At 71.8% G+C, this 22,276-nt stretch carries 22 protein-coding genes and 2 tRNA genes; 10 read left to right on the top strand and 14 right to left on the bottom strand.

What is annotated here, in order from left to right:
• The first annotated feature begins 11 nt into the window (after window positions 1–11).
• Complete coding sequence (malQ, locus tag FB467_RS14090) at window positions 12–2,132, top strand: 4-alpha-glucanotransferase (RefSeq protein ID WP_141785662.1); 2,121 nt, start codon at window positions 12–14, stop codon at window positions 2,130–2,132.
• A 12-nt stretch (window positions 2,133–2,144) separates the two neighbouring features.
• Here the strand turns inward: malQ and FB467_RS14085 are convergent, their stop codons facing one another.
• Together FB467_RS14085 and pepN are read right to left on the bottom strand one after the other, a co-directional pair.
• Window positions 2,145–2,957 (bottom strand): alpha/beta fold hydrolase, encoded by an 813-nt coding sequence (locus tag FB467_RS14085; protein WP_141785661.1) that lies wholly within the window; start codon window positions 2,955–2,957, stop codon window positions 2,145–2,147.
• Entirely contained in the window at window positions 2,950–5,517 is a 2,568-nt protein-coding gene (gene pepN, locus FB467_RS14080; protein WP_141785660.1) for an aminopeptidase N, read from the bottom strand. Before pepN ends, FB467_RS14085 begins: the two co-directional genes overlap by 8 nt.
• 52 nt (window positions 5,518–5,569) lie before the next feature.
• Here pepN and FB467_RS14075 point away from each other — a divergent pair, with 52 nt between their 5' ends.
• Both FB467_RS14075 and FB467_RS14070 read left to right on the top strand, forming a co-directional pair.
• Complete coding sequence (locus tag FB467_RS14075) at window positions 5,570–6,214, top strand: mycothiol-dependent nitroreductase Rv2466c family protein (RefSeq protein WP_141785659.1); 645 nt, start codon at window positions 5,570–5,572, stop codon at window positions 6,212–6,214.
• Window positions 6,215–6,227: 13 nt separating this feature from the next.
• A complete protein-coding gene (locus tag FB467_RS14070; protein ID WP_141785658.1) occupies window positions 6,228–6,695 on the top strand; it encodes a ribose-5-phosphate isomerase in 468 nt (155 codons plus the stop codon).
• Between the two features lie 121 nt (window positions 6,696–6,816).
• On the opposite strand, the gene FB467_RS14065 is transcribed toward FB467_RS14070, so the two are convergent.
• The 3 genes from FB467_RS14065 to FB467_RS14055 form a co-directional block, all read right to left on the bottom strand.
• Window positions 6,817–7,077, bottom strand: a complete 261-nt coding sequence (locus tag FB467_RS14065) for an antitoxin (protein ID WP_141785657.1) — start codon at window positions 7,075–7,077, stop codon at window positions 6,817–6,819.
• A 171-nt stretch (window positions 7,078–7,248) separates the two neighbouring features.
• Window positions 7,249–7,479 (bottom strand): antitoxin, encoded by a 231-nt coding sequence (locus FB467_RS14060; RefSeq protein ID WP_141785656.1) that lies wholly within the window; start codon window positions 7,477–7,479, stop codon window positions 7,249–7,251.
• Window positions 7,480–7,586: 107 nt separating this feature from the next.
• Window positions 7,587–8,207, bottom strand: coding sequence for an SIMPL domain-containing protein (locus tag FB467_RS14055; protein WP_170230737.1), 621 nt, complete (start codon window positions 8,205–8,207; stop codon window positions 7,587–7,589).
• A 142-nt stretch (window positions 8,208–8,349) separates the two neighbouring features.
• On the opposite strand from FB467_RS14055, the gene FB467_RS18550 reads away from it, so the two are divergent.
• Entirely contained in the window at window positions 8,350–8,883 is a 534-nt protein-coding gene (locus tag FB467_RS18550; RefSeq protein WP_153390433.1) for a peptidase, read from the top strand.
• A gap of 20 nt (window positions 8,884–8,903) precedes the next feature.
• On the opposite strand, the gene FB467_RS14045 is transcribed toward FB467_RS18550, so the two are convergent.
• Window positions 8,904–8,977: transfer RNA gene (locus tag FB467_RS14045), tRNA-Gly, on the bottom strand.
• A 92-nt stretch (window positions 8,978–9,069) separates the two neighbouring features.
• Between FB467_RS14045 and FB467_RS14040 the strand changes: the two genes are divergently transcribed.
• The 4 genes from FB467_RS14040 to FB467_RS14025 all read left to right on the top strand — a co-directional run bounded on the left by FB467_RS14040 (window position 9,070) and on the right by FB467_RS14025 (window position 12,133).
• Window positions 9,070–9,143: transfer RNA gene (locus FB467_RS14040), tRNA-Pro, on the top strand.
• Between the two features lie 135 nt (window positions 9,144–9,278).
• The gene (tig, locus tag FB467_RS14035) at window positions 9,279–10,661 is read left to right on the top strand and encodes a trigger factor (protein WP_141785654.1); all 1,383 of its coding nucleotides are present in this window, start codon (window positions 9,279–9,281) and stop codon (window positions 10,659–10,661) included.
• A 171-nt stretch (window positions 10,662–10,832) separates the two neighbouring features.
• Window positions 10,833–11,444, top strand: a complete 612-nt coding sequence (locus FB467_RS14030; protein ID WP_141785653.1) for an ATP-dependent Clp protease proteolytic subunit — start codon at window positions 10,833–10,835, stop codon at window positions 11,442–11,444.
• A 32-nt stretch (window positions 11,445–11,476) separates the two neighbouring features.
• Window positions 11,477–12,133, top strand: coding sequence for an ATP-dependent Clp protease proteolytic subunit (locus FB467_RS14025; protein ID WP_141785652.1), 657 nt, complete (start codon window positions 11,477–11,479; stop codon window positions 12,131–12,133).
• 72 nt (window positions 12,134–12,205) lie between these two features.
• Here FB467_RS14025 and FB467_RS14020 read toward each other — a convergent pair whose 3' ends face one another.
• Entirely contained in the window at window positions 12,206–12,784 is a 579-nt protein-coding gene (locus FB467_RS14020; protein ID WP_141785651.1) for a TetR/AcrR family transcriptional regulator, read from the bottom strand.
• Between the two features lie 83 nt (window positions 12,785–12,867).
• On the opposite strand from FB467_RS14020, the gene FB467_RS14015 reads away from it, so the two are divergent.
• Window positions 12,868–13,284 (top strand): hypothetical protein, encoded by a 417-nt coding sequence (locus FB467_RS14015; RefSeq protein WP_141785650.1) that lies wholly within the window; start codon window positions 12,868–12,870, stop codon window positions 13,282–13,284.
• A gap of 11 nt (window positions 13,285–13,295) precedes the next feature.
• On the opposite strand, the gene FB467_RS14010 is transcribed toward FB467_RS14015, so the two are convergent.
• Window positions 13,296–13,604 (bottom strand): helix-turn-helix domain-containing protein, encoded by a 309-nt coding sequence (locus FB467_RS14010; RefSeq protein ID WP_228393494.1) that lies wholly within the window; start codon window positions 13,602–13,604, stop codon window positions 13,296–13,298.
• 330 nt (window positions 13,605–13,934) lie between these two features.
• Here FB467_RS14010 and clpX point away from each other — a divergent pair, with 330 nt between their 5' ends.
• On the top strand, window positions 13,935–15,221 hold the full coding sequence (gene clpX / locus FB467_RS14005) for an ATP-dependent Clp protease ATP-binding subunit ClpX (RefSeq protein WP_141785648.1): 1,287 nt from the start codon (window positions 13,935–13,937) through the stop codon (window positions 15,219–15,221).
• A gap of 143 nt (window positions 15,222–15,364) precedes the next feature.
• Here the strand turns inward: clpX and FB467_RS14000 are convergent, their stop codons facing one another.
• The 6 genes from FB467_RS14000 to valS are packed head-to-tail and all read right to left on the bottom strand — an operon-like array spanning window position 15,365 to window position 22,194.
• Window positions 15,365–15,967 carry a hypothetical protein gene (locus tag FB467_RS14000; protein ID WP_141785647.1) on the bottom strand — a complete coding sequence of 201 codons (603 nt, stop codon included), beginning with the start codon at window positions 15,965–15,967 and terminating at the stop codon, window positions 15,365–15,367.
• Window positions 15,960–17,270 (bottom strand): DUF58 domain-containing protein, encoded by a 1,311-nt coding sequence (locus FB467_RS13995; protein WP_141785646.1) that lies wholly within the window; start codon window positions 17,268–17,270, stop codon window positions 15,960–15,962. Before FB467_RS13995 ends, FB467_RS14000 begins: the two co-directional genes overlap by 8 nt.
• Window positions 17,267–18,259, bottom strand: coding sequence for an AAA family ATPase (locus tag FB467_RS13990; protein WP_141785645.1), 993 nt, complete (start codon window positions 18,257–18,259; stop codon window positions 17,267–17,269). The genes FB467_RS13995 and FB467_RS13990 overlap by 4 nt, the downstream gene beginning before the upstream one ends.
• Window positions 18,256–18,807: a hypothetical protein gene (locus tag FB467_RS13985; protein WP_141785644.1), complete on the bottom strand. Its 552-nt coding sequence runs from the start codon at window positions 18,805–18,807 to the stop codon at window positions 18,256–18,258. The genes FB467_RS13990 and FB467_RS13985 overlap by 4 nt, the downstream gene beginning before the upstream one ends.
• Window positions 18,807–19,490 carry a DUF4129 domain-containing protein gene (locus FB467_RS13980; protein WP_141785643.1) on the bottom strand — a complete coding sequence of 228 codons (684 nt, stop codon included), beginning with the start codon at window positions 19,488–19,490 and terminating at the stop codon, window positions 18,807–18,809. Before FB467_RS13980 ends, FB467_RS13985 begins: the two co-directional genes overlap by 1 nt.
• Before the next feature lie 10 nt (window positions 19,491–19,500).
• Window positions 19,501–22,194: a valine--tRNA ligase gene (gene valS / locus FB467_RS13975; protein ID WP_141785642.1), complete on the bottom strand. Its 2,694-nt coding sequence runs from the start codon at window positions 22,192–22,194 to the stop codon at window positions 19,501–19,503.
• Window positions 22,195–22,276: the final 82 nt, after the last annotated feature.

The following is a 22,276-nucleotide window of genomic DNA, read 5'->3' as shown; positions in this document are numbered from 1 at the left end:
AGGCCGCGTCCGTGCCCGAGCCCACTGCCGAGTTGATCGAGCTGGCCCATGCCCACGGGGTCGCCACCGAGTTCTGGGACTGGCAGGGGGTCCACACCGACGTCGGGGACCACACGATCCGGACCGTCCTGGGCGCCCTGGGGGTGTCGGCCGAGACCGACGCCGACGTCCGCGCGTCACTCGCGGCGCGGGGGGAGACGGAGTGGGAGCAGGTCCTCCCGCACGTCCTGGTGCGGACGGCGGGCCAGGAGCAGAGAGTCCCCGTGCACGTCCCGGACGGTGCCCGGTATGCCGCCACGCTCCACCTGGAGACCGGCGAGACGATGGAGCTGGGGCTGGCCGAGCACCATGTCACGCCCCGCGAGGTCGGGGGACGGACCCTCACCGAGGGGATGCTACTGATCCCCGCGTCGGTGCCGCTCGGCTGGCACGAGGTCGTGGTCGAGGGCACCTTCGGGACCCACCGGATGCCGCTCGCCCTCGCCCCGGCCCGGTTGGAGCCGCCCGCGGCCGAGCCCGGCGAGGAGGCCCAGCGGTGGGGGCTGATGACCCAGTTGTACGCGATGCGCTCGCGCCGCTCGTGGGGCACCGGGGACCTCGGGGACCTGGCCGACGCGGGCGCCTGGGCGGCGGGGCAGGGCGCCGACTTCATCCTGGTCAACCCGCTGCACGCCGCCGAGCCGACGGCGCCGATGGAGCCCTCGCCCTACCTGCCGACCACCCGGCGGTTCGTGAACCCGATCTACATCCGGGTGGAGGACGTGCCCGAGGTGGGCTACCTGTCCGCGGCCGAGCGCCAGCTGGTGGAGTGGCACGCCGACGACGCGCGCCGCTACCTGGACCTGGACCACCTGGACCGGGACGCCGTCTGGGGGAGCAAGGAGCCGGCGCTGCGGATGGTCTACCGCCAGCCCCGGTCGCTGCGCCGGGAGCGTGCCTACCAGGCGTTCTGCGAGCGGGAGGGGCAGGGGCTGGTCGACTTCGCGACCTGGGCAGCCCTGGTCAGGACGCACGGCCAGGTGTGGCGGGAATGGCCCGAGGAGCTGCAGGACCCCCGCTCCGAGGCCGTGCTGGCCGCGCGGGAGGAGCTGGCCGACGAGGTCGGCTTCCAGCAGTGGCTGCAGTGGGTGCTCGCCGAGCAGCTGGCCACCGTGCAGCGCGACCTGCGCTCCACCGGGATGGCCCTGGGCGTGATCCACGACCTCGCGGTCGGCGTGCACCCCGACGGCGCCGACACCTGGTCCCTCGGGGACGTGCTGGCCCGCGGCGTGACCGTGGGTGCGCCGCCGGACCAGTACAACCAGCGCGGCCAGAACTGGAGCCAGCCGCCCTGGCGGCCGGACCGGCTCGCCGAGGTCGGTTACGCGCCGTACCGGGAGATGGTGCGCGCGGCTTTGCGGGACGCGGGTGGGCTGCGGGTGGACCACATCATCGGCCTGTTCCGGCTCTGGTGGATCCCGGAGGGACTGGAGGCTGACGAGGGCACCTACGTCCGGTTCGACCACGACGCGCTGGTCGGCATCCTGATGCTCGAGGCGCACCGGGCCGGCGCCGTCATCATCGGGGAGGACCTGGGCACCGTCGAGCCGTGGGTGCGGGACTACCTGCGGGAGCGGGGGATCCTGGGCACCTCGATCCTGTGGTTCGAGCGGGACGAGCACGGGCCGCTCGGACCGGAGCGCTACCGGGAGCTGTGCCTGGCCACCGTGACCACCCACGACCTGCCGCCGACGGCGGGCTACCTCACGGGGGAGCACATCCGGGTGCGCCAGTCCCTGGGGCTGCTCACCCGGGACCTGGAGGTGGAGACCGCCGAGGACGAGGCCGCCCGGGAGGAGGTGCTCGCGATGCTGCGCGGGAAGGGGCTGCTGCGCGAGGGCGCGGGCGTGCCCGAGCAGATCGAGGCGCTGCACCGGTTCCTGACCTGGACCCCCGCCCTGCTGGTCGGGGTCTCGGTGTCCGACCTGGCGCAGGACAAGCGCACCATCAACCAGCCCGGCACCGACGAGGAGTACCCCAACTGGCGGGTGCCGCTGGCCGGACCCGACGGCAGCCCGGTGATGCTCGAGGAGCTGCTCACCTGGCGGTCCGCGCGACGGCTCGCGGGCACGGTCTCGCGCCGGCGGTTCTGACGCCGGCTCCGGTCAGCGGTGGGTGGTGCCGCCGAAGGCCTGCGCCACCACATCCCGGAGCAACGCGTTGATCCCGTCCGGGTCCCGGGCCTGCTCGGCGTGGATGGCACCGGCCGGGGCCACCAGCCGGCCGCCCAACGCGAGGACCAGGCGCTCGTGCGAGGCACGCACCGGGTGATCCGCCGGCCGGTCGGCCGTCAGTAGGACGACCGGCCCGTCCAGACGGGTCAGACGGGGAGCGAGCGCGGCTGCGTCCGCCTCGAGGGTCCGGGTCGCCCGGGCGGTCGCATCCAGGGAGGCGGAGGTGAGGAGCACCTCGATCGCCTCCTCGGTCTGCGGCGTGGCCTCCAGCTGGCGACCCATCAGCCGAAACAGCGCCCGGTCGACCCGGGGGCCCAGCACCGGCAGCTTGCCGGGCAGGGCGATGACCCGGGAGACTCGGCTGACCGAGCGCAGCTGTCCGGGCAGGTCGACGGGGGTCGGGTCGATCAGGAGCAGGCCGGCTACCAGTTCGGGGTGATCGATCGCCACCTGCACGGCCAGCAGCGCCCCCAGACTCTGCCCGAGGATCACGGCGGGACCGGCGTCGAGCTCGGTGAGGACCCGCGCGACCGCCGCCGACCCCGTCGGCAGGGTGGCGGCGCCGGCGGCCTGCGCCCGCCCGGTGCCGGGCCGGTCCAGGCTGACGATGCGGTGACCCGGCAGCGCGTCGGCCACGCCCGGAAAGAAGCCGTGGCTGCTCGCGGCGCCACCGGCCAGCAGCAGCACCGGCGGCCCGGCGCCGCCGGTGACCGTGGCGACGTAGTCGGTCACCTGGTCAGGCATCGGCGCGCTGCGCGGCGACCGCCCGCGCGGTGCCGTCCCGGTTCTCGGCGAGCGTGCGGCGCAGGCCGGACGGGGCGTCCGGGTGGGCGTCCAACCAGGCCTGGATGGCCGTGAGCAGCTGGTCGTCGGCCAGCGCCGCGGGGTAGAAGCCGCGCGCCAGCGCCTCGGCGATCGCGTGGGTGCGGGCATCCCACACCCCGGCGATGTCGGCGTGGAACCGCTCCACGTACGGACGGATCAGCTCCGGGTCGTGGGCCCGGCCGAAGCCCGCGGCCGTGGCGGCGAGCACCGAGTTGGGCAGCCCGTCGGACAGGAAAGCCTCCTGGTAGGCCTGCTCCTTGGCCTCCGCGGTGGGGCGGGCGGCCCGGGCGCGGGCCGCGTGCTCCCGCCCGGTGGCGGTGAAGTCCCGCTCCTGCTCGGCCTCGATCTCCTCCTCGCCGGCGGCACCGGCGGTGGCCAGCGAGGTGAGCAGCGTCCACCGCATGTCCTGGTCGATCGTGAGGCCCTCCAGGGTAGTGCGGCCCTCGAGCAGGTCCCGGATGGCCGTCACGTCCTCGGGGGAGGAGGCGGTGGAGGCCCAGGAGGTGACCAGCTGGAGCTGGGCGTCGCTGCCCGGCGCCGCACCCTCGGCGGCCGAGCGCAGCGCGGCGGTCAGGTCGGCGAGCACCGCCTGCCGGTGTGCCGGGGCCGTGTAGGTCAGCGCGGCGGTGATGACCTGCTGGAGCTGGACCTTGAGCAGGTTGGAGTCGGTCTCGACCGGCAGCACGCCGGCGATCAGCCGCACGTATGCCGAGGCCGGCAGCTCCCCGTCCCGGGTCATGTCCCAGGCGGCACCGAGCACCAGGGCGCGGGGCAGGCTCTCGGTCAGCGCGCGGGGCCGGGACAGGGCGGTCGCCAGCGACTGCTCGTCCAGGCGCACCTTGGCGTAGGCGAGGTCCTCGTCGTTGACCAGCAGGAGGTCCGGCATCCGGGTGCCGACGAGCGCGGGCACCGGCGTCGAGGCGCCGTCCACGTCCAGCTCGAGGCGCTCGGTGCGCACCAGTTTCTCGCCCTGCAGGGTGTAGCAGCCCACCGCGAGGCGGTGCGGCCGCAGCACGTGGTGCTCCTCGGGTGCGGTCTGCTCGATGGCGGCGGCGGTGATCGTGCCGTCGGTGACCTCCAGGACCGGGCGCAGCGTGTTCACGCCGGCCGTCTCCAGCCACAGCTGGGACCAGGCCTGCAGGTCCCGGGCGGAGGTGGCCTCCAGCTCGGTGAGCAGGTCGGCGAGCGTGGTGTTGCCCCAGGCGTGCTTGGCGAAGTAGGCGCGCAGCCCGTCCCGGAACGGCTCCCGGCCCACGTAGGCGACCAGCTGCTTGAGCACGGAGGCACCCTTGGCGTAGGTGATCCCGTCGAAGTTCACCTCGACCGCCGCCAGGTCCACCATGTCCGCCGCGATCGGGTGGGTGGAGGAGAGCTGGTCCTGCCGGTAGGCCCACGCCTTCTCCGAGGTGGCGAAGGTGGTCCACGACTCGGTCCACCCGGTGGCCTCGGCCTGGCAGGTGGTGGAGGCCCACTCCGCGAACGACTCGTTGAGCCACAGGTCGTCCCACCACTGCATGGTGACCAGGTCGCCGAACCACATGTGGGCCAGCTCGTGCAGGATCGTCAGCGCCCGGCGCTCGACGATGGCGTCGGTGACCTTCCCGCGGAAGACGTAGGCCTCCACGATGGTCACGCAGCCGGCGTTCTCCATCGCGCCCATGTTGTATTCCGGCGTGAAGATCTGGTCGTACTTGGCGAACGGGTAGGGCTGGTCGAACTCCTCCTCGAAGAAGGCGAAGCCGCGCTTGGTGCAGTCCAGGATGTCCTCGGCGTCCAGGTACTGCCGCAGCGACTTGCGGCAGAACACCCCCAGCGGCACCTCGCCGGCCCGGGTCTGCACCGAGTCGCGGACCACGTCGTAGGGGCCGGCGACCAGCGCGGTGATGTAGGAGGAGATGCGCGGCGTGGGCTCGAAGGTCCAGCGCGCCACGGCCCCCTGGTCGGCGTTCGCGGCGTCCGAGGCGGCCGAGGGCTCCGGGGTGGGCTGGTTGGAGATCATCTGCCAGTGGGCCGGTGCGGTCACCGTGAACTGGAAGGTCGCCTTGAGGTCGGGCTGCTCGAAGACGGTGAACACGCGGCGGGAGTCCGGCACCTCGAACTGGGTGTACAGGTAGACCTCGCCGTCGGCGGGGTCGACGAACCGGTGCAGCCCCTCACCGGTGTTCATGTAGACGCACGTGGCGTCCACGGTGAGGGTGTTCTCGGCCTGCAGTTCGGGCAGTCGGATCCGCGAGTCGGCCCACACCCGAGCTGGGTCCAGGGACTGCCCGTTGAACTCGATCGACTCCACGGACCGGGCGATCAGGTCGATGAAGGTGTCGGCACCCACCCCGGCCTCCGTGGCGGAGAACCGGACGGTGGTCGAGCTCGCGAAGGTGTCGGGACCCGTGGTCAGGTCCAGCGACACGGCATACGAGTCGACCGAGATGAGCTCCGAACGCTGACGGGCCTCGTCGCGGGTCAGGTTCGTTCCGGGCATGCGGGCGCCTCCTGGCGTTCACGGTCTTGTGGTCGGATGCCACGATGGTGTCATGACGACCGATGCGACGCAGACACGGACCACCGCCGAGATGTGGTTCGACCCCACCTGCCCCTGGGCCTGGATGACCTCCCGGTGGCTGATCGAGGCGGCGCAGGTGCGCGACCTCGACATCACCTGGTCGGTGATGAGTCTGGCGGTGCTCAACGAGGGACGCGACCTCGACGAGGGCTACCGCAGCTTCCTGGACCGCGCGTGGGCGCCGGTCCGCGTGGTGATCGCCGCCGCCGAGCAGCACCCCGGCGACGACGACGGCAACAGCACCCGCAAGGCGTTGTACGACGCGATCGGCCGCCGGGTGCACAACGAGGGTCGGGGCACCGAGGACCTGCCCACGATCATCGCCGAGGCGCTGGAGGAGGCCGGCCTGCCGGCCGAGCTCGCGCGGTATGCCGACAGCGACGAGGTGGACGAGCAGCTGCGGGCCAGCCACCAGCGGGCGATCGACCTGGTCGGCGACGACGTCGGCACCCCGGTCGTGTCGGTCAACGGGGTCTCCTTCTTCGGCCCGGTGATCACCCCGGCGCCCAAGGGCGAGGCGGCCGGCAAGCTGTGGGACGGCTGCGTGCTGGTGGCCGGGACCCCCGGCTTCTACGAGTTGAAGCGCACCCGCAACGCCAGCCCGGACTTCAGCTGAGGAGCGCCCCGACATGCGCATCCACATCGGCGGGGACCACGCCGCCTTCGAGTTGCAACGGGACCTGGTGGCTTGGTTGGGCGCCCAGGGCCACGAGGTGGTCGACCACGGACCGACCGAGTACGACGAGCTGGACGACTACCCGGTCTTCGTGCTGCGCGCAGCCGAGGCGGTCGCCGCCGACCCGGACTCCCTGGGCATCGTGCTCGGCGGGTCGGGCAACGGGGAGCAGATGGCGGCCAACAAGGTCCGGGGGATCCGGGCCGCCCTGGCCTACAACGCCGAGCTGGCCAGGCTCTGCCGGGAGCACAACGACGCCCGGGTGCTCTCGATCGGTGCCCGGATGAACTCGGTGGAGGAGGCCCGGGAGATGGTCCTCACCTTCCTGACCACGGAGTTCTCCGGAGCCGACCGGCACCGCCGCCGGATCGAGATGATGACCGCCTACGAGGCCGACGGCACGCTGCCGGAACGGGCCTGAGACCGGACCGGTCGGCAGGACCAAGACGTCCTGAGCAGGAAGCCCCGGGCCATCACGGCCCGGGGCTTCCTGGTGATCGGGACCCGGTCGGTGGTGACCGGGAACTGCTGGCGGACCCGTCCTACTCGGCGGCCGGCTTCTCGGGTGCCGGCTTGTCGGCGGCGAAGTCGTCGGCCTTGCCGTCCAGGCTGTCCAGCCCCTCGCGGAGTTTGTCCTCACCCTGCTCGAGCTGGTCGGAGAACTTCCCGCCCGTCTTGTCGTCGATGAAGTCCGAGGCCTTGTCGATGCCCTCGTCGATCTTGTCGGCGTGCTGGTCCACCGCGTCGCTCAGCTTGTCCTTGTGCTGCTCGGCAGCGCCGGTGATCTTGTCCAAGAACCCCATTGAGGTTTCCTCCCATGCTGTGCCGACGTGCGTCGTCGGCCCCGGTCCACTCAACTTTGCACACCGACCGGTAACTTGTCGAGGACCCCGGCCCACCGGGGCGGTCCCGGACGGCGATGAGCCCCGGTCCGCGGACCGGGGCTCATCCAACACGTATGGTGCGACGGCGCCTCAGGCGTCGCCCTTGGCGGCGTCCCCGCCCCCGAGGCCGTCCAGGCCCTCGCGGAGCTTGTCCCCACCCTGGTCGATCTGGTCGGAGTACTTCCCGCCGGTCTTGTCGTCGACGAAGTCGGACCCCTTCTCGATCCCCTGGTCGACCTTGTCGCCGTGCTGCTCGACGGCGTCGCCGATCTTGTCCTTGTTGTCCTCGGCAGCGCCGGTGATCTTGTCCATGAACCCCATGAAGTCGTCCTTCCTGTGTTCGCGCCGACATGGTCGGCCTGACCCCTCCAACGTAGGCACATCGCCCCGGCGATGTCGAACAGTGGTGGTCAGGCCCGCTTTTCGGCTCAGACCAGCTCCCAGCGGACGGTGACGGTCACCGACACGGTGTGCTCGCCGCCCTGGATCGGCATCGAGGCGCCGTCGGCGACCATCCGGGCCAGCCGCGGGGCGGGCCCGCTGCCGGTGTCCGGGACGTCCCGCACCCCGCTCACCCGCCCGAGCTCCCGGCCGGCCAGCGCCGCATACTGCTCGGCCCGGCCGCGCGCGTCCGCGAAGGCGGCCTCCCGCGCGCTGACCAACAGCTCCGTGGAGTCGGCCACGGTCAGCGCCAGGTTGTCGATGCCGAGGGCGTCGCCGGCGGCCGTCGAGACCGCGGTGAGCACCTCGCCGGCCAGGTCCGTGCCCGCCAGGGTGAGTCGCAGCTGCTGGGCTGCGGCGTAGCCGATGACCTGCTGCCCGTCCCGGTCGTGCCGGGTGAACAGGTTGAGCCCCTGGGTCCGTGGGGGAGGGACGGCGCCGGAGCGGTGCCCGGCGGTGGCCTCCAGCACGGCCGTGGTCGACTCGGCCACGGCGGCCAGGGCCTCGGCGACCGTCTCGCGCTCGGCCTGGATCCGCAGGTCGAGCACGACCAGGTCGGGACTTCCGGTGGCCTGGCCCGATCCGGTGACCTCGATCGTGTCCGTCATGACGAGATCGTATGCCGTCACGCGCCACCCGCGGGGCCGGGCGCCGGGCCGAAATCGTTGCCCGAATGTCATCCACCCGCGCTCCCGGCCGTGGCATCCTGGCAGGGACAGGGTGCCCACCGGGCACGGGCAGGAGGTCGGCATGACGCACCGTCAGCTCCCACCGGTCGAGGTCGCGCCGCTACACGGCGGCGGGTGCCTCTCGGGATTCCTGTTGCTGCGCCGCTGGCCGGAGGACCCGGTGGAGTGGGCACGCTTCCTGGTCCTGGCGGTGCAGATGGCCGCCGTCCCGGGCATGCTGCCCCGCGGGAGCACCGTCTTCCGGGTCGTCGAGGAGGTGCCGGAGGACGGGCCGGAGGGGGCCGTCGGCCTGGTCCTGGCGGAGGGGCAGCTGCTGGGGGAGCACCCGCTGCAGCCCGGCCAGTTCGCCGACCACACACCTGCCGGGCTCGCCGTCCTGCACCCGCCGGGGAGCACGCTGAGCTCGGTCCCGGAGTACGACACCGCCTCGGGCTGCATCTTGCTGCCGGGCGTGCCCGACCTGGGACTGGACCATCGGGCGGCCTGGGCCGAGGCGGACCTGGACGGCACGGTGACCCGGCTGGCGTCGAAGTCGGGCGTGGACCCGCAGAGCGACGCGGACACCGCCGCGCTGTCGATGCTGTTGGTGGCGTGAGACGCCGGAACCGCCGGTTCTGGAGCGGGTGACGAGAATCGAACTCGCGTAGCCAGTTTGGAAGACTGGGGCTCTACCATTGAGCTACACCCGCGGGCTGGTGGCACGGAGTGCCGCAGCGAGGGATTACTGTACTGCCCGTCCGCACCGACTGCCCAATCACCCCTAGGGTGAGGGCGTCGCAGACGGGGTATGGCGCAGCTTGGTAGCGCGTCCGCTTTGGGAGCGGAAGGCCGCCGGTTCGAATCCGGCTACCCCGACCGTTACCATGAACTGATCTTTGGGCGCCTGCCGGACCCACGACGGTCCGCCCGGGCCGTCGTGCCGGCCACCTGCCGGGGCGGCGGGTGCCCGTGACGTCCAGCCGACCCGACCCGATTCTGGAGTGCCTGCAAGTGAAGAGTGCCGTTGAGACCCTGACCCCGACCCGGGTGAAGCTGACCGTGGAGGTCGCCTCCGACGAGTTGAAGCCCCGGATGGACGCGGCGTACAAGACGATCGCCCAGCAGGTGAACGTCCCCGGCTTCCGCAAGGGCAAGGTGCCCGCCCGCATCATCGACCAGCGGTTCGGCCGCGGCGCGGTGGTCCAGGAGGCGTTGAACGACGCGCTGCCGGAGTACTACACCCGGGCTGTGCAGGAGAACGAGCTGCGTCCGCTGGGCCAGCCCGAGGTCAACATGACCGAGCTGCCGGTCGAGGACGGCAAGGACTTCAAGTTCGAGGCCGAGGTCGACGTGGTCCCCACCTTCGAGCTGCCCGACTACTCCACCATCTCGGTCGAGGTCGACCCGCTGGAGGTCAAGGAGGAGGACGTCACCACCCGGATGGACGCCCTGCGCGCCCGGTTCGGCACCCTGGTCGGCGTCGAGCGCGCCGCGCAGGAGGGTGACTTCACCTCCATCGACCTCTCCGCCAAGGTCGGCGACGAGGAGGTCGACTCGGTGACCGGGGTCTCCTACGAGATCGGCTCCGGCACCATGCTGCCGGGCCTGGACGAGGCGCTCACCGGCAAGACCGCCGGCGAGACCGTCGAGTTCGTCGCCCCGCTGGCCGGCGGCGAGCACGCGGGCAAGGACGCCGACGTCACCGTCACGCTGCAGTCGCTCAAGGAGCGCCAGCTGCCGGAGCTGGACGACGACTTCGCCCAGCTCGCCTCGGAGTTCGACACCTTGGAGGAGCTGGAGGCCGACGTCCGCAAGCAGGCCGAGCAGGGCGCCCGCTTCGAGCAGGGCCTGGCGGCCCGCGACAAGGTGCTCGACGCCATGCTGGAGCTCACCGAGATCCCGCTGCCGGAGAACCTGGTCGAGGCCGAGGTGCACAAGCACCTGGAGGACGAGAACCGCCTCGAGGACGACGAGCACCGCGCCGAGGTCACCGAGAGCACCCAGAAGGCGATGAAGACCCAGTTCCTGCTGGACGCCATCGTGGCCCGGGACGAGGTCGAGGTGACCCAGCAGGAGCTGGTCGAGTACCTGATGACGGCCGCCCAGCAGTACGGCATGAACCCGCAGCAGTTCGCCCAGGCGCTGGAGCAGCAGGGCCAGGTCGAGTCGATGGTCTCCGAGGTCGGCCGCCGCAAGGCGCTGGCCTCCGTGCTGGAGCTGGCCACCGTCACCGACACCGACGGCCAGGAGGTCGACCTGGACCTGATCGACGGTGACGAGAACGAGGAAGACGACGCCGAGGGCGCCGACGCCGAGGACGCTGTGGCCGACGCCGAGGACGCGACCGAGGAGGTCGTGGCCGAGTCCGACGACGAGGAGTCCGCCCGGGCCTGACCGGCCCCACGGCATACCGACCGCCCGTCAGCCCCCGTGCTGGCGGGCGGTCTGTGCGCTCACGGCGAACAGGCGCCCCCTGCGGGAGTGGACGGCGCCGGGCGGACGTTAGGGTCACTGACGAAGGCCGCGGTCCCACGACCCGGCCACCAGCGAGGAGATGGAGCAAAGGTGAGCAACAGCGAGCGCAGCGTCGTCGCGGCCGGGGATCGTCAGACCGGCGGGCTCGACGACCAGATCTACAACCGCCTCCTGAAGGAACGGATCATCTTCCTGGGTTCGGACGTGCGCGACGACAACGCGAACGCGATCTGCGCGCAGCTGCTGCTCCTGGCGGCCGAGGACCCGGAGAAGGACATCTGGCTCTACATCAACTCCCCGGGCGGGTCGGTGAGCGCCGGGATGGCGATCTACGACACCATGCAGTGGGTGCCCAACGACGTTGCGACCGTGGCGATGGGCCTGGCCGCCTCGATGGGCCAGTTCCTGCTCTCGGCCGGTTCGCCCGGCAAGCGCTACGCCACCCCGCACGCCAAGGTGATGATGCACCAGCCGTCCGGCGGCATCGGCGGCACGGCCAGCGACATCAAGATCCAGGCCGAGCAGATGCTGCACACCAAGCGCGAGATGGCGCGGCTGATCGCCGAGCACACCGGACAGTCGGTGGAGCAGATCGAGCAGGACTCCGACCGGGACCGCTGGTTCACCGCGCAGGAGGCCAAGGAGTACGGCTTCGTGGACCACGTCTACGAGAGCTCCGCGGCGGCCGGGGCCAAGGCCTGAGCGCCGGACACGAGACGAGAGAGAGCACACCCATGACTCAGTTCCCGTATGTCGGCGGCCACGCCGGTCAGGCGCCCGCCAGCCGCTACATCCTGCCCCAGTTCGAGGAGCGCACCTCCTACGGCACCCGGCGGCAGGACCCCTACACCAAGCTCTTCGAGGACCGCATCATCTTCCTCGGGGTGCAGGTCGACGACGCCTCGGCCGACGACATCATCGCCCAGCTGATCGTGCTGGAGTCCCAGGACCCCGACCGCGACATCGTGATGTACATCAACAGCCCCGGTGGCTCGTTCACCGCGCTGGCCGCGATCTACGACACGATGCAGTTCGTCCGCCCGGACGTGCAGACGTTCGTCATCGGGCAGGCGGCCTCGGCTGCGGCGGTGCTCCTGGCCGCCGGCGCCCCCGGCAAGCGCTACGCCCTGCCGAACGCCCGCGTGCTGATCCACCAGCCGGCCCTGGCCGGCGGCGACTACGGCCAGGCCTCGGACATCGAGATCCAGGCCAACGAGGTGCTCCGGATGCGCAACTGGCTCGAGGAGACCTGGGCCAAGCACTCGGGCAAGTCCGTCGAGCAGGTCCGCAAGGACATCGAGCGCGACAAGATCCTCACCGCCGCCGAGGCCAAGGAGTACGGCCTGGTCGACGAGGTGCTCACCTCGCGCAAGGCCTCCCTGGAGTCCTGACCGACCCGGTCCGCTGACGCGCGACGGCGCCCCCACCATCCCGGTGCGGGCGCCGTCGCTCGTTGTGGGCCCTCAGGGGCCGCCCAGGTGCCCGAGCGTCTCGCGGGCCAGGTCGGCCTCGGACTGTCCTGGCCCGAGCGGGAAGTTGCCGCTGCGGGCCAGGGTCGCGAAGCCGTGCGCCATGCTCCACGCGGCCCGGGCGATCGAGGTCTCCCGGGCCGATCCCTCCGCGACGCCCACGCCGTCCCCCCGCGAGGTGAAGGCCCGCACGGCCGCGGTGAGCGCGGCATACAGGTCCTCCTGGGCGTTCCGCAGGTCCGGGTCGTCGCCCGCGACGAGGTCCGGCCGGAACATCACCGAGAAGTGCGCCGGGTGCGTGCGCGCGAACTCGGTGTAGGTCACCCCCGAATCCAGCAGCGAGCTGCTGCCGGCGGTGTCCCGGATGGCCTGCGCGAGCAGCCGGTAGCCCTGCGCCGCCAGCGCGGTCACGACGCCCCGCTTGTCGCCGAAGTGGTGCCGCGGTGCGGTGTGGGTAACGCCGACGTCACGGGCCAGGGCCCGCAGGCTCAGGGCCGCGACGCCGTCCCGCTCGATGGCGGCTGCCGCCGCGGCCAGCACCGCCTCGCGGAGGTCCCCGTGGTGATAGGCCATGGCCGGATGTTACCAGTGGCAAGAAATCACTCAGGGGAGTAACTTGTCATTGGTTAGTTCATTCGCTCCAGGGAAGGTTCACCATGGCCACCGACGCAGTCCTGAGCCCGGCCGCCACCTCCACCGGTGGGGTCGTGCTGCTCACCGTGATCGCCATCGCCTACGGCGGGACCTTCCTGCTGCGGGTCACCCGGGGCGGGGTCCCGACCAACGACCTGCAGCGCTCCTTCTTCCGCGCCGGACACGCGCACGCCGGGGTCCTGGTGATCCTGGGGTTGGTGGTCACCCTGTATGCCGACCTGGCCGGCCTCACGGGGTGGGCCGGCAGCCTGTCCGGACTGGTCCTGCTGGCTGCGATCCTGATGCCGGCCGGCTTCTTCCTCTCCGTCATCGGCAAGGACCCGGCCGCGCCCAACCGGCTCGTCGTGCTCGTCTGGGCCGGTGCCGGCTGCCTGGTCGTCGGGCTGCTGGCCGCGGGGATCGGGCTGTTGACCGTGTGAGGGCTTGCGGGTCATTCCTGCCGGAGGCCGAGGGTCCGGGCGAAGGCGGCCGGGGTGTGCCCGGTGACCCGCCGGAAGTCACGGGTGAAGTGCGCCTGGTCGGCATACCCGAGGTCGTGCGCCACCTCCGCGGGGCCGCGCAGACCCAGCCCCAGGTGCTCGGCGGCCTCGTGCAGCCGGCGCCGCTGGATCAACCACTTCGGGGTGAGCCCGAAGCGGCGGCCGGTGAGCCGCTGCAGGGTGCGCTCGCCGACCCCGCTGCGGTCCGCGAGCTCGCGCACCGTCCGGATGTCCGGGCAGGACTCGACCAGGTGCACCACCCGGTTGAGGGTGCGGCCGTCGTCGTCGAGCGGTGGCCGTCCCGCCAGCGCTCCCTAGCTGTATGCCCCCGGGATCTGCGCGGGCCCGGTGGAGGTGGGTGAGGACCAGCCCCGCCAGGTGCGGGTGCTCGCCCGGCTCGGCCGGGACGCCCGCTGAGCGGGCCTCGGCGTCCGGTGGGTCGAGGGGCGGCGGTTGCGCTGTCAGCCGAAACGACCCGCCGGTACACGCGGACACGGACCAAAAGGCTGTCGTCGCCCCGCGCAGGCAGGTAGCGTCGGGGCAGAGGCGTTGCCCCCGCAACGCTGCCGACTACCGAAGGGACTGCGCTCGTGGCACGCATGGGAGAGAGCAGCGACCTGCTGAAGTGCTCCTTCTGCGGGAAGAGCCAGAAGCAGGTCAAGAAGCTGATCGCCGGACCCGGCGTGTACATCTGCGACGAGTGCATCGACCTGTGCAACGAGATCATTGAGGAGGAGTTGGCGGAGTCTTCGGAGTTGGGGTTGGGGGAGTTGCCCAAGCCGCGGGAGATTTTTGGGTTCTTGGGTGAGTATGTGGTGGGGCAGGAGCCGGCGAAGCGGGCGTTGGCGGTGGCTGTGTATAACCATTACAAGCGGATCCAGGCGGGGTTGGGGTCGGTGGGCAAGGGCGAGGACGCGGTGGAGATCGCGAAGAGCAATATTTTGTTGATTGGTCCGACGGGGTGTGGGAAGACGTATCTGGCGCAGACGTTGGCGCGGATGTTGAATGTGCCGTTCGCGATCGCGGATGCGACCGCGTTGACGGAGGCGGGGTATGTCGGGGAGGACGTAGAGAACATCTTGTTGAAGTTGATCCAGGCGGCTGATTTCGATGTGAAGAAGGCCGAGACCGGGATCATCTATATCGATGAGATCGACAAGATCAGTCGCAAGAGTGAGAACCCGTCGATTACCCGGGATGTGTCCGGTGAGGGGGTGCAGCAGGCGTTGTTGAAGATTTTGGAGGGGACGACGGCGTCGGTGCCGCCGCAGGGCGGGCGTAAGCATCCGCATCAGGAGTTCATCCAGATCGATACCTCGAACGTGTTGTTCGTGGTGGGTGGGGCGTTTGCCGGGTTGGAGAAGATCATCGAGGCGCGGGCGGGGAAGCAGGGGTTGGGGTTCGGGGCCCGGTTGCACACGGCCAAGGATGATGCGCAACGGTTGGGTGAGGTGTTGCCCGAGGATCTGATGAAGTTCGGGTTGATCCCGGAGTTCATCGGCCGGTTGCCGGTGATCACGACGGTGGCCCCGTTGGACCAGTCCGCGTTGGTCTCGATCCTGACCGAGCCGCGCAATGCGTTGGTCAAGCAGTACCAGCGGATGTTCGCGATCGACAACGTGGAGCTGGAGTTCACCGACGAGGCGATCGCCGCGATCGCCGACCAGGCGTTGTTGCGGGCCACCGGGGCCCGGGGGTTGCGGGCCATCCTGGAAGAAGTGCTGAACCCGGTCATGTTCGACGTGCCCTCCGAGGAAGACATCGCCCGGGTCGTGATCACCCGCGAGGTCGTCCTGGACAACGTCAACCCCACCATCGTGCGCCGCGAGACCACCCGCACCCCCCGCAAACGCACCCCCCGCAAGGAATCCGCCTGACCCTCGCCGCTCGTCCCGGGCGCGCCCGGTGACGCGTCCGGTGCCGGCTCAGGGCCGCCCGATGGCACGTCCGGTCGCCCTGTAGCGCCGCCCGTTGAGGCGTCTGGTCGCCCTGTAGCGCCGCCCGGTGGGACGTCCGGTCGTTAGGCGGGGCCCTGCGGGAGGCCGTAGTAGCCGTGGTCGCGGCGGTCGGTGAACTGGTCGGCGGGGCCGCCGACGTCCTCCTTGCGGGTCACCAGGCGGTAGTGCACGACCAGGCCGAGCGTGATCACGGCGAGCGCGGCCAGGCCCGCGACGACGCCGCCGTGCAGCCGGGTGACCTCGGTGAGCGCGGCGAGGGCCCACAACAGGGTGGTGGCGGCGGCGATGATCCCGACGCGCACGGCATACACGGTCCAGAACCCCGGGGGTAGCGGAGCCTGGGAGGGGGTGCCGGCGGCGATCGCGCAGCAGGTGTGCAGGACCAGCATGCACACGGCCGCGACCAGGCTCCACGGCGTCCAGGGGGTCTCCACGCCCGCGGCCCAGACGGCCAGTAGGTAGAGCATGGTCGCGGTGGGGAAGCCGGTGTGCGGGTTGATCGCGCAGAGCACCCCCAGCACCGGCAGGACCACGATCGCCCAGGTGCTGGTGTGGCCGCTCATCAGCACCGCCAGGGCGAAGCACAGGGTCGCCCCGACGATGCACACCCGCAGGAAGCCCTGCTGCCGGCTGGAGGTGAAGACGTCGATGAACAGGTCACGCACTGCGCCGCCCCCTGGAGCCGAGTGCCCGCAGCACCTGGTCGAGGCTGCCGGGGCCGCGCCACGGGACGACCGGCACGCCGGCCTGCTGGATCTGGCGGACCTCCCGCTCGCGCTCCAGCAGCCGGATCCGCCAGGCCAGTTCGGCCAGCGCGTCGTCCTCGCCGGGAGGTTCGACCCCCTCGACCAGCGCGTCGATCACCAGCACGTCGACCCCGCTGCGGGAGAGCGCCGCCGCCTGGGTCAGCGCGGTGGGGGAGACCAGCGCGGAGATCATCACCACGAGCGTCCCCTCGCCCATCCGGGTCCGGTGCCGCTGCATCGCCTGTTCGTCCTGGGGGGCGGGCTGGACCAGGGCCAGGTGGCTGAGCAGCCGCCGGTAGTGGCGCAGGCCGGTGCCCGCGGGCAACCGCACCGGGGTGCGTTCGGAGAGCACCTGGAGGCTGACCCGGTCGCCCTGCCGGAGGAAGTGCTCGGCGATCGAGGCGGCGGAGCGGACCGAGTGGTCCAGGGTGCTGGCCGCCCCGTGCACGCCGCCGGACTGGCCCAGGTCGTAGTGGGCGTCCACGATCAGGGCGACGTGGGTGTCCTGGTCGGCGAAGGTCGAGGTCACGTGCAACTGGCCGGTGCGCAACGACCGGGGCCAGTGGATCCGCCGCAGCCGGTCGCCCCACTGGAACGGCCGGATGGAGGCGAACTCGCTGCCCTCGCCCGGTCGGCGGGACTGGTGCTGGCCGACCAGGCCGCGCGGGTGCGGCGCCGGCGCCGAGGTGTCGAAGACCTCCGGCGTGGGCAGCACCAGCACGGTCCGCTCCTCGAGGGTGACCGGGCCCCAACGGAAGGCACCCCACGGGCTGAGTCCGCCCACCAGGGAGGGGCCGACCCGGCGCCGTCCCCAGCGCTGGGGGTCCACCCCGGTCACCACCTGGACCACGCCCCGCTCCCGGTCCTCCTCGTCCACCAGGTGGACGCGGGCCCCGTGCGCGGGGCGCTGGGTCAGGAAGGGCGACTCGGCGACCGAGGTGGCGATCAGGTCCAGGTCGGGCACGGGGGACACCTGGATGGCCAGCCCGTCCCGGTCGCCTTCGCGCACCGAGTCCCGCAGCAGCAGGGTCCGGCGGGCCGGGGTCCGGCCGGGCCGGGTCAGCGAGGACCACACCAGCACCCCGAGCACCGGGGTGACCAGGATCAACAGGTCGGACCGCTGGCCCAGCACGGCGGCGGCCGCGCCGAGGCCGGCCACGAACAGGGCCCGGACGTGGGCGTGCGTCACCGACCAGCGGTCGGACCGGGGATGCCTGCTCACCCGGCCGCCTGGGACTCCCGGGCGGCCGGGACCGGGACCTCGGCCAGGGCCGCCTGCACCACCTCGTGGCTGCCCGTGTCGGTCATCCACAGCTCGGGCTTGATCGTGATCCGGTGGTCCAGCACCGGGTGGGCGACCGCCTTGACGTCCTCGGGGGTGACGTAGTCGCGCCCCTGCACCACGGCATACGTCCGGGCGGTGAGCATCAGCGCCAGCGAGCCGCGGGGGGAGGCGCCCACCTGCACCGCCCGGTGCGAGCGCGTCGCCGTGGCCAGCGCGACGCAGTAGCGGCTGATGTCCTCCTCGACCGGCAGCGTCTCGATGGCCCGCTGCATGCCGAGCAGCCCGGCTGCGTCGGTGACCGCGGCCAGCTGCTGGTCCTCGGCCCGGCGGCGCAACCGGCGCTGCAGGACGTCCCACTCCTCGTCCTGGGTGGGGTAGCCGAAGGAGACCCTCATCAGGAAGCGGTCCAGCTGGGCCTCGGGCAACGGGTAGGTGCCCTCGTACTCCACCGGGTTGGCGGTCGCCAGCACGTGGAACGGCTGCGGCAGCGGGAAGGTCTGGCCCTCCACCGTCACCTGGTGCTCCTGCATGGCCTCCAGGAGCGCCGACTGGGTCTTGGGGGGAGTCCGGTTGATCTCGTCCGCCAGCAGCAGCCCGGTGAACAACGGCCCCTTGCGAAACTCGAAGCTGCTGGTGCGCTGGTCGAAGACGAACGCCCCGGTCAGGTCGGCCGGCAACAGGTCCGGGGTGAACTGGGCCCGGGTGAAGTCCAGCCCTAGGGTCTGCGCGAAGGACCGGGCGGCCAGCGTCTTGCCCAGCCCCGGCAGGTCCTCCAGCAGGACGTGGCCGCCGGCCAGCACCGCGGCCAGCACCATCGACAGCGGCTCCCGCTTGCCGACCACGGCCTCCCCGACCCGGTCCAGGACGGCTCCGGCCAGGGCGGAGACCTCCGCGATCGGTAGTTCTCTGGGCTCGGTCGTGCTCACAGTTCCTCGATTCGGTGGACGATGTCCTCCAACCGGCGCCGGTCCTGGCGGCGGTTGGCGGTCGCGGGCTGGTCCAGGTAGCGGACCAGGTTCGGGTGCAGCAGTTCCCGGGCCGCCGCTGGCTGGGTGTCCAGGTCGATGCCGTGCTTGGTGCGCAACCGCTCCCGCACGAGCTCGACCAGCAGCGGGTGGATGGTGTCGGGCCGGTCCGCGCGTTCCACGGTGTCGCGCAGGTCGCGGCGCAGCCAGAGCAGCCGGTAGTCCAGGGACACCGGCGGGGCGGACTCCTCCTGCCGGGTGGCGTACCAGGTCGCGATGGTCGCGTGCTGGCCGTGGTCGGCGATCGTCCAGGTCAGCGGGAAGGCCACCGCGCCGCAGGCCAGGATGACCAGGACGTTGAGGGCGGGGTGGTGGCCGAGGGACCCGACGTACCAGGCCAGGGCGCCCAGCGCCGCGCAGGTGATCACCGACAGCGCGATCCGGGCCGGCCAGCGGCGTCCCGGCCGGGGCGCGGCGACGGCCCGGCCCTGCCGGTGCGGGATGACCATCAGCCGACCTCGCGGGCGTGTCGCAACTGGTCGTGCACCGACTCCATGGCGGCCACGGCCCGGTCCCGGTGGTCGGGGGTGATCTCGCGCCGGGAGAACCGGGCCTCGCGGTAGAGGGCGGCCAGCTCGTCGAGCGTCGGCTCGTCCACCGACCAGGTCGTCAGCACCCGGCGGGTGAACTCGGCGGAGGTCTCCGCGGGGTCGCGCAGCATGCCGCCGCGTTCGGCGGCGTCCTCGAGGGCCACCCAGCAGGCGACCACCGCGTTGCGGGGGTCGCCCTCGGCCAGGACCCGGGCGCGGGCCGCCTCGCCGGTGGCCTCCAGCAGCAGTTCCCGGTCACCGACCGGTTCGTCGTCCAGCTCGGTGTGGTCCTGCTCCCAGTCCCGGCTGAGCAGCCACTTCAGGACGATTCCCAGGACGAGGATGAGGAACAGGGCGATGGCGACCTGGCCCCAGTCGATGGCCGGCATGCCGTCGCCCTCGGAGGCGCTCGTGGTCACCGCCGCCACGTCCGGTGGCGGCGACAGCGTCGGGACCTCGCCGGGGCCGGGCAGCTCCGCATCGCCCTGCGGGGGGCGGACCAAGCCGCGGCCCTCACCGGTGCCCCACAGCAGGATCAGCAGGCCGAGGGCGACCACGGCAGCCGCCGCGCCACCCTTGGCCCTACCGATGCCCCGCTGCATGGGTTTCACCCTATGCGGTGACCAGCTCCACCCCGTCGACCTGGAAGACCTCGGCCGTGGCGAAGGCGACCTTGCCGGTCACCTTGCCCGCGGCGGTGAGGTCGCCGAGCGCGGCGCGGACCCGCTCGACGTCGGGGCCCGGTCCGGCCACCGTGGCGGCCGAGACCTCGGTGCGCATGCTGACCTTCGCCTCCGACTTGGCCTTGCGGATCCCGGCCAGCGCCGCGCCGACGGCGGGCAGCATCGCCGGGTCGCCGTCGGTGGCCGGCGCCAGCTCCTCCACGGTGGGCCACGGCGCGGTGTGCACCGACCCCTCGTGCCACCACGACCAGACCTCCTCGGTCGCGAACGACAGCACCGGCGCCAGCAGCCGCAGCAGCACGTCGAGCGCGACCTGCAGGGCCGCCCGCGCGGACTGGACCGCCGCGGGGTCGAGGGCGGGGTCCGTGCCATAGGCCCGGTCCTTGACCAGCTCCAGGTAGTTGTCGCAGAAGCTCCAGAAGAAGGCCTCGGTGACGTCCAGCGCCTTGGAGTAGTCGAACGCCTCGTATGCCGTGGTGGCGGCGGCGACGACCTCGGCCAGGGCGGTGACCATCGCCTTGTCCAGCGGCTCGGTGACCCGGCCGACCAGGGTCGCCAGCTCCTCCGGCTGCACCGCCGCGGAGTCGCCGGCGCCGTCGCGCAGCCCCATGCCGAGGGCGAACTTGCTGGCGTTGAGCACCTTGATCGCCAGCCGTCGCCCGACCTTGATCTGGGCCGGGTCGTCGACGGTGTCGACCCCGGGCCGGGCCGCGGCCGCCCAGTAGCGGACGGCGTCCGTGCCGTGCTCCTCCAGCATCCCCAGCGGGGTGGTGGCGTTGCCCTTGGACTTGGACATCTTCTTGCGGTCCGGGTCCAGGATCCAGCCGTTGATGTAGGCGTCGCTCCACGGCACCGAGTCGTGCTCGTAGTGCGCCCGGACCACGGTGGCGAACAGCCAGGTGCGGATGATGTCGTGGCCCTGGGGCCGCATGTCGTACGGGAAGACCTTGGCGAACAGGTCGCGGTCGTTGCCCAGCGTGCCGTCCGGGTGGTCGGCCACCGGCCAGCCGGCGGCGATCTGCGGGGACAGCGAGGAGGTGGCCCAGGTGTCCATCACGTCGGTGTCGGCGGTGAAGCCGCCCGGCTGGTCCCGCTGGTCCTCGGTGTAGCCGTCCGGGACGTCGGTCACCGGGTCGACCGGGAGCCGCCCCTCCTGCGGGGTGAGCACCGTCTCGTAGTCGGTCTCGCCCTCGGCGTCCACGGCGTACCAGACCGGGAACTGCACCCCGAAGAAGCGCTGCCGGCTGATCAGCCAGTCGCCGTTGAGCCCCTCGACCCAGTTGCGGTAGCGCGAGCGCATGAACGCCGGGTGGAAGTCGATCTGGTCGCCGCGGCCCACCAGGTCGGTGCGCAGGTCCTCCTCCTTGCCGCCGTTGCGGATGTACCACTGCCGGCTGGTGACGATCTCCAGCGGCTTGTCGCCCTTCTCGAAGAAGTTGGCCTTGCGCTGGGTCGCGGTCGGCTCCCCGTCCAGATCGCCGGAGGCCCGCAGCGCCTCGACCACGGCGGCGCGGGCGCTGAACGTGGTCTTGCCGGCCAGCTCCTCGGCATACAGGTCCGCGCCGGGACCGTCGGCCAACCAGTGCGGCACCTCCGCCTGCAGCCGCCCGTTGCGGGTGACCACCGAGCGGGTCGGCAGCGACAGTTCGCGCCACCACTGCACGTCGGTGAGGTCACCGAAGGTGCAGCACATCGCGATGCCGGCGCCCTTGTCCATCTCCGCCAACGGGTGGGCGAGCACCGGGATCTCGACCCCGAACAGGGGGGAGCGTACGGTGCTGCCGAACAACCCGGCATACCGCTCGTCGTCGGGGTGGGCGATCAGCGCCACCACCGCGGGCACCAGCTCCGGCCGGGTGGTCTCGATGTAGACCCGCTCGCCGTCGGGACGGTGGAAGGCGACCCGGTGGTAGTGGCCCGGGTAGTCGCGGGCCTCCAGCTCGGCCTGGGCGACCGCCGTCTGGAAGGTGATGTCCCACAGCCCGGGCGCCTCGGCCTGGTAGGCCTCCCCACGGGCCAGGTTGCGCAGGAAGGCCTGCTGGGCGACGGCCCGGGAACGGTCGTCGATGGTCCGGTACTGCACGTTCCAGTCCAGGCTCAGCCCGAGCCGGCGGAAGGTGTCCTCGAAGGTCTGCTCATCCAGGACGGTGAGCTCCTCACAGAGCTCGATGAAGTTGGCCCGGCCGATCGGCACCTGGTTGGCGGCCTTGGCGGACTTGGCATCCCCGCCCCGGTGCGGGGGCGTGAAGTCCGGGTCGTGCGGCAGCGTCGCGTCACCGCGCACGCCGTAGTAGTTCTGCACCCGACGCTCCGTCGGCAGCCCGTTGTCGTCCCAGCCGATCGGGTAGAAGACGTGCTTGCCGGTCATCCGGTGGTAGCGGGCCAGGCAGTCGGCCTGCGTGTAGCCGAAGACGTGGCCCAGGTGGAGGCTGCCGCTGGCCGTGGGCGGCGGGGTGTCCACCGCGAAGATGCGTTCCCGGGGGGCCTGCAGCGCCGCCTCCCGGTCGAACGCGTAGGTGTCCTGCTCGCGCCATACCTGCGCCCACTTCTCCTCGAGGCCGTCGACGGTCGGCTTGTCCGGCAGCCGGGCCGGACGCAGGGATGGAGTGGGGGAGTTCGTCATAGCCGCATTGTCCCAGAGGCGCGGGGGTGCTCCGACGTGTGCCGTCGGTGACCACTGGGAAGATTACGATTTGGTCAAGACG

It is taken from the genome of Ornithinicoccus hortensis, from assembly GCF_006716185.1.
Taxonomy (GTDB): domain Bacteria; phylum Actinomycetota; class Actinomycetes; order Actinomycetales; family Dermatophilaceae; genus Ornithinicoccus; species Ornithinicoccus hortensis.
This window is presented reverse-complemented; position numbering and strand designations above follow the sequence as displayed.